This is a genomic window from Bradyrhizobium sp., from assembly GCF_049798375.1.
In the GTDB taxonomy this organism is placed as follows: Bacteria; Pseudomonadota; Alphaproteobacteria; order Rhizobiales; family Xanthobacteraceae; genus Bradyrhizobium.
Genome location: NZ_JBARGP010000810.1, coordinates 1 through 7,928 on the forward strand (window position 1 = coordinate 1; position 7,928 = coordinate 7,928).

A 7,928-nucleotide genomic window follows, 5' to 3' on the forward strand; every position below is an offset into this window, starting at 1 on the left:
GCGCCGATCGCGCTCGGAGAAGCGTGATGAGTGCGGCGCTGATTTTTGGACTGCTGTTTGCCCTGATGCTGACGGGCATGCCGATCTCGATCTCGCTCGGACTGAGCGTGCTCACCTTCCTGTTCACCATGACGGAAGTGCCGATCGAGAGCGTCGGCCTGAAGCTGTTCTCGGGTCTGGACAATTTCGGGATCATGGCGATCCCGTTCTTTATCCTGGCCGGCACTTTTCTCACCCGCGGCGGCGTCGCGCGGCGGATGATCGCGTTCACGACCTCGCTGGTCGGCCATCTGCCCGGCGGTTTAGGCCTCGCCGGCGTCGCTGCGGGGGGGGGGGGGGCCGCGATTTCCGGCTCCAGCGTCGCCACCGTGGTCGCGATCGGCTCGATCATGATGCCGGCGATGGTGGACTACGGCTATCCGCGCCGGTTCGGCGTCGGCGTGATCGCGACCTCGGGCGCGCTCGGCATTCTGGTGCCGCCCTCGATCATCCTGGTGTTGTACGGCGTCTCCACCAACACCTCGATCGGCGCGCTGTTCATGGCCGGCATCGTGCCCGGCATCCTGCTGGCATTGATGCTGGCGGGCGTGACCTGGTTCGTCGCCTGGCGCAACAACTATCCCAGGATGAAGCGGGCGACCCTGGGCCAGCAGTTCAAGGCGTTCCGCGAGAGCCTGTGGGGCCTGCTGCTGATCTTCATCGTGCTCGGCGGCATCTATGGCGGCATCTTCACGCCGACCGAAGCCGCCGCGGTGGCCGCGGTCTACGCCTTCGTCATCACGGTGTTCGTCTACAAGGAGCTCAAGCTCGTCGAAGTCCCGAAGGTGTTGTTGCAGGCCGCGAGCATGAGCTCGATGCTGCTCTACATCATCACCAACGCGGTGCTGTTCTCGTTCCTGATGACGCACGAGCAGATCCCGCAGGAGATGGCGGCCTGGATCGTCGACAAACACTTCTCGGTCTGGATGTTCCTGCTGGTCGTCAACGTCATCCTGCTGCTCGCCGGCAACGTGATGGATCCATCCTCGATCCTGCTGATCATGGCGCCGATCCTGTTTCCGCTCGCGACCAAGCTCGGCGTCAATCCGGTGCATCTCGGCATCTTGATGATCGTCAACACCGAGGTCGGGCTCTGCCATCCGCCGGTGGGACTCAATCTGTATATCGCCTCGAGTATCGCCAAGATGGGGATCAGCGAGATCACCATCGCGGTGCTGCCGTGGCTGTTGGCGATGCTGGCCTTCCTCGGCTTGATTACTTACGTGCCGGAGATCTCGCTGTGGCTGCCGAGGCTGCTCGGCATGATCTGACAAGGTTCGCAATGATCTGAAACAAATCGACCGACGTCACGGCAACGACATGTTTGGCAGAGGCTGTCTCTGTCCAAACTGTAAGTTGATTGCGCCGCGCCGCGCGCTCATGCTGGGCGTGCCTTTCCCAATGGAGGTTCGCATGAGAAGGTTCACCATCGCCGCCGTTGCGGTTCTTGCCATCGCCGGATCGAGCGCGGTTTATGCGCAGCGCTCGTGGTTATCTGATCATATGCACCACATGCGGTTCAGCCCCGAGGACCGCGCGGCCTTCGCAGACGCCAAGATCGCGGCGGTTCATGCCGGGCTGAAGCTGAACGCCGATCAGGAGAAGCTGTGGCCGCCGGTCGAGAGCGCGGTGCGTGACCTCGTCAAGATCCGCCTCGATCGGGCCAATGCACGCATGCAGGCGCCCGGCGATGCGCAGGCGCCGCAGAATGCGGACGATCCGGTGGCGCGGTTGCGCGAGCGCGCCGACACCATGGCGGCCACGGCGTCGGCGATGAAGAACATCGCCGACGCTGCCGACCCGCTCTACAAGACGCTCGACGACGGCCAGAAACGCCGCCTTGCCGTCTTGACCCGCCATGACGGCCACTTTGGCCCCGGTGGCTGGCGCCACCGTTGGATGGAGCGCGGCGAGGACGGCGGCGAGGGCCCGCATTTCGGCGGCCACCGGTTCGGCCCCAATCACATGAACCCCAATCACATGGACGACGAGGACTCCGGACGGCTCTGACGCCGCATCGCCGGCGCCGTTAACGATCACTGGGGAAAACCGCCGGCCGCCGGCGGTTTTTCTGCATTAGACGATGTGAAAAATCACTTTGTCTTGCTGGACATCCGGAAATCGCTTTGCTAAACGACCGGCTCTTGCGAAGGCTTTCCCGGATGCAAGTTCCGGGCGCATAGCTCAGTTGGTAGAGCAGCTGACTCTTAATCAGCGGGTCGTAGGTTCGAGCCCTACTGCGCCCACCATCGCAAGAGCATTCTTTCTTCGTGAGTCGCGGGAAGGATCGCCGAGAACGAAATGGGTCTCGTGCGCCGTTTTTTCCGATCGCAAGCTGTACGGCCAATCGACCTTTGCAATGTTCTTGATGGTTTCCCCGCCCCAAGAGCTCGCCCATGAGCAAGGGGGCCGGAATATCATTGCTGGTTGCAGGGTAATCCAGGCAACGGAGGGAAGGCCGGCCAACCGCTGAGCTGATCGTGAGTGAATATGTTCGTCCCGCTCCGAGATCGCGACGAGCGATCGCGCTCCTCGTCCCGCAGGTCGCAAACGCCCAACGTCGATCCAGCTATGCTAGAGCATGATCCGGAAAAGTGGAAACCGGTTTTCCGAAAAGATCATGCTCAAACAAAGAGATGAGATCACGATGCGATTCTGTGTAATCGCATCGTGATCTAGGGCTTGAATCTTCTTTGCGGTTGCGTCGACCGCGAGCACTGCAGTCGTACTGCTCGCGTTCGCGCTGGCCTTCCTGATAGCATCCAACATGCGGCGGATCTCGCTGCTCGTTCCGGTCATGCTGGCGCACGCCGATCATGTCGGGCTCACGGCAGGCAGACAGGGGCGGACCGGCATCGTGCTCGCCGTTGGATTTGCGACGTTCATGCTATCGACGTCGATCCTCCGAGCCAATGTGCCGAACCTAGTGATGGCGGGCACGGCCGAAACGATCCACGGATTGCATTTCGCCGATCTGCCGTATCTCTTGCGGCATGCGCCGGTGCTCGGAGTTCTGAGGGGCTGGTTCCGATCGGCGCGATCCTGATGCTGTTTCCTGACAACATCGAACCGGCCGAGGTGTCACATCAAGCAAAGACCGCCGCGGCCCTGAGTGCCGCAGAGCTACGTCTCAGCGCCATACTCGTTGTGACGCTGGCGCCGCGCTGATGGGCACGGCGGCAGCTTCATCTCGGTCATCCTCTATTTCGAGGCGATCGCGCTATGCGCGCTGATCGGTGTCTTCCTGGCCACGGAGAACTCGAAATGGACCCTGTGATCTGAGAAGTCATTGTGACCGACGCGTCGCGCGCTTATTTAAGGGGGCGTCGATCCCCATGCGCCGGGCGCGCCTGTGCCGGCGCAGAGAACATCAGGTGGAATCATGGAAAGAAAGACTGAACGCGCGGTGCTGGCGGGAGGGTGCTTCTGGGGGATGCAGGATCTGGTCAGAAAGCAGCGCGGCGTACTTTCGACCCGCGTCGGCTACAGCGGCGGCGACGTTCCGAACGCGACCTATCGCAACCACGGCACCCATGCCGAGGCGATCGAGGTGATCTTCGATCCGGCGCTATTGAGCTATCGGGACCTGCTGGAATTCTTCTTCCAGATCCACGATCCGAGCACGTTGAACCGGCAGGGCAATGACCGCGGCATGAGCTATCGGTCGGGCATCTACTTCACGAGCCCCGAGCAGGAGCGCGTGGCGCGCGACACGGTCGCCGATGTCGACGCGTCCGGCCTGTGGCCGGGACCGGCGACCACCGAGATCGCCCCGGTCGGCGATTTCTGGGAAGCCGAGCCGGAGCACCAGGACTATCTGGAGCGCTACCCGGACGGCTACACCTGCCATTTCGTCCGGCCCGGCTGGAAGCTGCCGCACCGCAAGGCGAGCTAGCTCCGCGGATCGCACCCATTGCGCTGCACGCCCGCCGGGTTTTGCGACAAATATCGTGCAGATACGGTAGGAAAAAGCGGACGCGGCTCATATCTCGTGGAAACCATCAGCGCTCGACGGCGTTGGATTGCTGATTTCGTGCAACCTCCGGTGATTACCGGATATCCACGAATCAGACGATGCGATAGAGATTGATGTAGCCCTTTCGGGCGTTTCCTCCCTGGACTTGGCCGCCTGTGCAAACAGGCGGCTTTTCTTTTTAGAGATGAGCCGGCTCGGTCCCGCGTCGCTATCGCTCACGCGGGCTGCGTGCTTTTCCCGGACTAAGAACTGCCGCCGCACACTCCACCGTCGTGCCTGCGCACGCCGGGACCCAGACTCACAGGCGGCTATGGCTCGCGCCGCGCTGTCGATGCAGCCCGTTCTGCTCATCAGCAGTCGCGGTTATGGGACCCAAGGCCGGGACTGCAGTGACGCAAGCTTCGACCTCATTGCAAGAAGCGTTAGCGACGAAGCAATCCAGACTTTTACTTTGGCGCTGGATTGCTTTGCTTCGCTCGCAATGACGGCGCTCACTACTCCGCCGCCTCTGCCTTGGCCTCGATCATCAGGATATCCAGGGCTTCGATATCGGCCATGGCGCGGCCGGCGATGCCTTGGAGATCGCCATAGAGTCCCGCGGTGGAGTCGAGCACGCCGCGCAGCTGCTCCTCGCGCTTGGACCACATCCGCATCATGGTCTTGCGCTCGCGGTCGAGATCGGTCTGCATCTCGGTGAAGCGTTCGACGATGGCGTCGATGCGATGGCGGAAGCGGGGACCGGTCAGATAGGTGTAGACCAGCTCCATCTTGCTCTGCTGGCCCTCCTGCGCGAGCTTGCTGCCGGCGACCTCGATCAGTGACTGGCGAAGTGCAATTGCCAGCGGAAGCGCAAAACGCGGCTCGACCACCCAGACGCCTTCCATCAGGTCGAAGCTTTCGACACCCTCCGGCAGCGCGCTGGACACGATCATCGCGATCTCGGCCTTGGCCGTGCGCTGGTCGTCGCGCAGCTTCACCAGCCAGCCGTCACTCCAACGCTTTGTACGCTTGGATTCCCAGAGAATGGTGCCACAGGGCTGGCCAGTCTGGTTAAACACTCGATGCAGCACGTCGCCGCCGAACTCGCCCTTCGGCACCGGCTCGATCAGGTCGCGGGCGAAGCGGGCGCGCAGTTGCGATTCCAGCTCGATCTCCAGCGCCTCGCCCTGCAGCTGCTGCGAGCCCTGTTCGGCCTTGCGTCGGAGCTCCTCGATCTGCCGCTGCATGCCGGCGATCTGGGCCTCCTTCTCGGCGACCTTGGCCTTGAGGGAATCCTCGGCCTCGAGCCGCGCCTTGTCGCGCACGGCGCCGAGCCCCTCCTGCACCTTCTTCTCGACCGTCAGCTCGAACTCGCGCTTGGCCTCGTCGAGTTCGCGCTGCTTACGCAGCATCTCGGCCTGGGCCTTCTGCGCCTCGGCGAGCTTGGCATCCTTGACGAGACTGGCCTCGTGCAGTTCGGCGAGCTGGCGGTCGCGATTGCCGATCTCGTCGGCCAGGGCCGCGCGCGCTTTCGCCTGCTCGGCTTGCACGATGCCGGCGCGCTCGGCTTTCAGCTTAGCCAGCACCTGCTCGTTCACCGTGGCCTTCGCCTGCGCAAGCTCATCCTGCGCCTGTTTCAGCACCTGTTCGCGCCGGCTGTAATCGGCCTCCTTGGCGGCGAGGTGCTCCTTGAACTTCCGCCGCGTCTCCGCAATCAGCGGCGCAGCGAGCTGTTCCGTCAGCCTGATCTCGGTGCGGCAATTGGGGCAGACGATCTGGGGCTCGGTCATGATTCGAATCCTGTCGTGATTGATTCGCAGTCTACCGCTCCGCGGAGTCGCGTTTAAGCCCGCGCTGCTGCGTTATCCCTGGGCAATATCGCAGGTTCCACGCGGCTCCCGGCGCGAAAGGGTCGGAGCTGGCATCGCCCTTGCCATGTCAGCGGCAGAGATCACGGGCAACCCGTGGCCTGTGCCAAAGCCGGACAATCGAGGTCAATGCAATGATGCCTTTGCTCCGTTCCGCGACAACCAACCAGCATCCTTCCGACGAGGTGACGCGTCTGCGCGGTCTCATTGAGACGCTCAGGATCACGCAGGAGGTCATGACCGCCGACATCCAGGCGGAAGAGCAGGTAAGCCAGATCGCGGACGCCGACGACGTCAGCTATTCCACGCTTGCCAAATCGCTGCGCGCGCGCCGCGACAACCTCGAGGCGACGATCATCTCGCTGCGTGAAGCGCTGGCGCGCTTCGAGCGCTGATCGTACGACGAGGTCAGCGCCGCCGGACCGGCGCGGCACGCTGCCACTACGCCGGCCTTGCGACCCGCGACACCACGCCGTCACGCGATGCCGACCTCACGCTGCGCCCACTCGTGGAGACCGCGCGCACGCTGGCGTGGTTGCAAGCTGCCAACAGAAAGATCGTCGGGCTAACAGCCGACGAGGACAGGGAGGTGCTGGCGGCACGGCACGCGCGAACCGAGGTCCGGTTGGGCACAGCAGGCTGAAGAGTTCAGCGCTTGCGCGATCCCTGCCTCGCGTCCGGCAACAGGCCCGCCGCGCGATAGCCCTCGATCAGCGCATCGAACAGCGAGATATCCGCGCGGCTTCGGGCCATGAGCTGGGCGCCGGAGACGGCAGCAAAGATCGAGCGCGCCCGCGCCTCGCTCTCCGTGCGCTTGACCAAGCCCGAGGTCACCAGAACCCTGCTCAGCCAGGCGGTGTTGACATCGGCGAAGGCTTGAACCTGCTTTTGCACCTCGGCCGGCAGGTCGTCATATTCGGCCGACATGAAGCTGCAGAGGCATAGCCGGTTGCCGTTCTCGAGCGACCCACGAAACACCCTGGTGGGATATTCGTGCAGCGCGCGCGCCGGGTCTTCGGCGAATTCCGCCGAGATGCCATCGAGCGCGGCGGCCGTGTCTTCCCAATAGCGCTTCGCCACCGCCGCGCCGAGATCGGCCTTGCTCGCAAAGTGATGGTAGATGCTCGGGGCCTTGATGCCGACGTCCGCGGCGAGATCGCGGAAATTCAGGCCTTGATAGCCGTGCGCCTGCGCGATCTGCGTCGCCGCGGCCAAGATCGCTTCCCGTGAATTCGCGCTCAAAGAACATCCTCTCACACATTCGTGTAGCCTACCAAGCGTTAGATAGGGCTTGACGGCAAAAATGGAAAGACATATCCCGTGTCTACCAAGCGTTAGGTAGGACATAAAATGAACCTCGACATCATCTATTCCGACGCCGCCAAGCTCGCCGAGCTGATCCGCACCAAGCAGGTCTCGCCGGTCGAGATCGTACAGGCGCATCTCGATCGCATCGAAGCGGTCGACCCCAAGATCAACGCGATCGTCACGGTCGCCGACGGCGCGCTCGAAGCCGCGAGGGCGGCGGAGCAGGCGGTCCTAGACGGCCGCGAGCTTGGCCATCTGCATGGCGTGCCCTTCACGGCAAAGGATTCGATCGATACGGCCGGCGTGGCGACCCAGCGCGGTTCGCCGATCTTCAAGGGACGCACGCCCGATACGGATGCCACCAGCGTCGCGCGCATGAAGCAGGCCGGCGGCATCCTGCTCGCGAAAACCAACCTTCCGGAGTTCTCCTATGGGATAGAGAGTGACAATCTGCTGACCGGCCGCTCCAACAATCCCTGGAATCTCGACCGCACGCCGGGCGGTTCGAGCGGAGGTGAATCGGCGGCGATCGCCGCCGGCATGTCACCGCTGGGATTAGGCACCGACCTTGCGATTTCGGTGCGCGGTCCGGCGGCGCAGACCGGTATCGTCTCGCTGAAGGCGACGCATGGCCGCGTGCCCATGACCGGGATCTGGCCGCGCGTGCCGCGTCGCTTCTGGCATGTGGGGCCGATGGCGCGCAGCGTGCGCGACCTCGCGCTCGCGTTCTCCCGGCTTTCGGGGCCCGACGGCAAGGA

Annotated in this window: 8 protein-coding genes and 1 tRNA gene; 7 read left to right on the forward strand and 2 right to left on the reverse strand. The window is 63.4% G+C overall.

Annotated features, from left to right (window positions below; all coding sequences use genetic code 11):
- The first annotated feature begins 26 nt into the window (after positions 1-26).
- The 5 genes from WA702_RS30655 (at position 27) to msrA (ending at position 3,934) form a co-directional block, all read left to right on the forward strand.
- Positions 27-1,310 carry a TRAP transporter large permease gene (locus WA702_RS30655; protein ID WP_425114288.1) on the forward strand — a complete coding sequence of 428 codons (1,284 nt, stop codon included), beginning with the start codon at positions 27-29 and terminating at the stop codon, positions 1,308-1,310.
- Between the two features lie 142 nt (positions 1,311-1,452).
- Positions 1,453-2,049, forward strand: coding sequence for a Spy/CpxP family protein refolding chaperone (locus WA702_RS30660; RefSeq protein WP_425114281.1), 597 nt, complete (start codon positions 1,453-1,455; stop codon positions 2,047-2,049).
- Positions 2,050-2,212: 163 nt separating this feature from the next.
- Positions 2,213-2,288: transfer RNA gene (locus tag WA702_RS30665), tRNA-Lys, on the forward strand.
- Positions 2,289-2,806: 518 nt separating this feature from the next.
- Positions 2,807-3,085, forward strand: a complete 279-nt coding sequence (locus tag WA702_RS30670; RefSeq protein ID WP_425114282.1) for a hypothetical protein — start codon at positions 2,807-2,809, stop codon at positions 3,083-3,085.
- A gap of 336 nt (positions 3,086-3,421) precedes the next feature.
- Positions 3,422-3,934 (forward strand): peptide-methionine (S)-S-oxide reductase MsrA, encoded by a 513-nt coding sequence (gene msrA / locus WA702_RS30675; protein WP_425114283.1) that lies wholly within the window; start codon positions 3,422-3,424, stop codon positions 3,932-3,934.
- Between the two features lie 575 nt (positions 3,935-4,509).
- Here the strand turns inward: msrA and WA702_RS30680 are convergent.
- The gene (locus tag WA702_RS30680) at positions 4,510-5,784 is read right to left on the reverse strand and encodes a DUF2130 domain-containing protein (RefSeq protein WP_425114284.1); all 1,275 of its coding nucleotides are present in this window, start codon (positions 5,782-5,784) and stop codon (positions 4,510-4,512) included.
- Between the two features lie 314 nt (positions 5,785-6,098).
- On the opposite strand from WA702_RS30680, the gene WA702_RS30685 reads away from it, so the two are divergent.
- Positions 6,099-6,257 carry a hypothetical protein gene (locus WA702_RS30685; protein ID WP_425114285.1) on the forward strand — a complete coding sequence of 53 codons (159 nt, stop codon included), beginning with the start codon at positions 6,099-6,101 and terminating at the stop codon, positions 6,255-6,257.
- A 253-nt stretch (positions 6,258-6,510) separates the two neighbouring features.
- On the opposite strand, the gene WA702_RS30690 is transcribed toward WA702_RS30685, so the two are convergent.
- Positions 6,511-7,104, reverse strand: coding sequence for a TetR/AcrR family transcriptional regulator (locus WA702_RS30690; RefSeq protein WP_425114286.1), 594 nt, complete (start codon positions 7,102-7,104; stop codon positions 6,511-6,513).
- Positions 7,105-7,212: 108 nt separating this feature from the next.
- Between WA702_RS30690 and WA702_RS30695 the strand changes: the two genes are divergently transcribed.
- A partial coding sequence (locus tag WA702_RS30695) for an amidase (RefSeq protein WP_425114287.1) occupies positions 7,213-7,928 on the forward strand: 716 nt, incomplete at its 3' end.

Excerpts from the sequence above, each read along its gene's own strand:
- WA702_RS30655 (WP_425114288.1), top strand. The coding sequence starts at position 27 with ATGAGTGCGGCGCTGATTTTTGGACTGCTGTTTGCCCTGATGCTGACG.
- WA702_RS30660 (WP_425114281.1), top strand. The coding sequence starts at position 1,453 with ATGAGAAGGTTCACCATCGCCGCCGTTGCGGTTCTTGCCATCGCCGGA.
- WA702_RS30670 (WP_425114282.1), top strand. The coding sequence starts at position 2,807 with ATGCGGCGGATCTCGCTGCTCGTTCCGGTCATGCTGGCGCACGCCGAT.
- msrA (WP_425114283.1), top strand. The coding sequence starts at position 3,422 with ATGGAAAGAAAGACTGAACGCGCGGTGCTGGCGGGAGGGTGCTTCTGG.
- WA702_RS30680 (WP_425114284.1), bottom strand. The coding sequence starts at position 5,784 with ATGACCGAGCCCCAGATCGTCTGCCCCAATTGCCGCACCGAGATCAGG.
- WA702_RS30685 (WP_425114285.1), top strand. The coding sequence starts at position 6,099 with ATGACCGCCGACATCCAGGCGGAAGAGCAGGTAAGCCAGATCGCGGAC.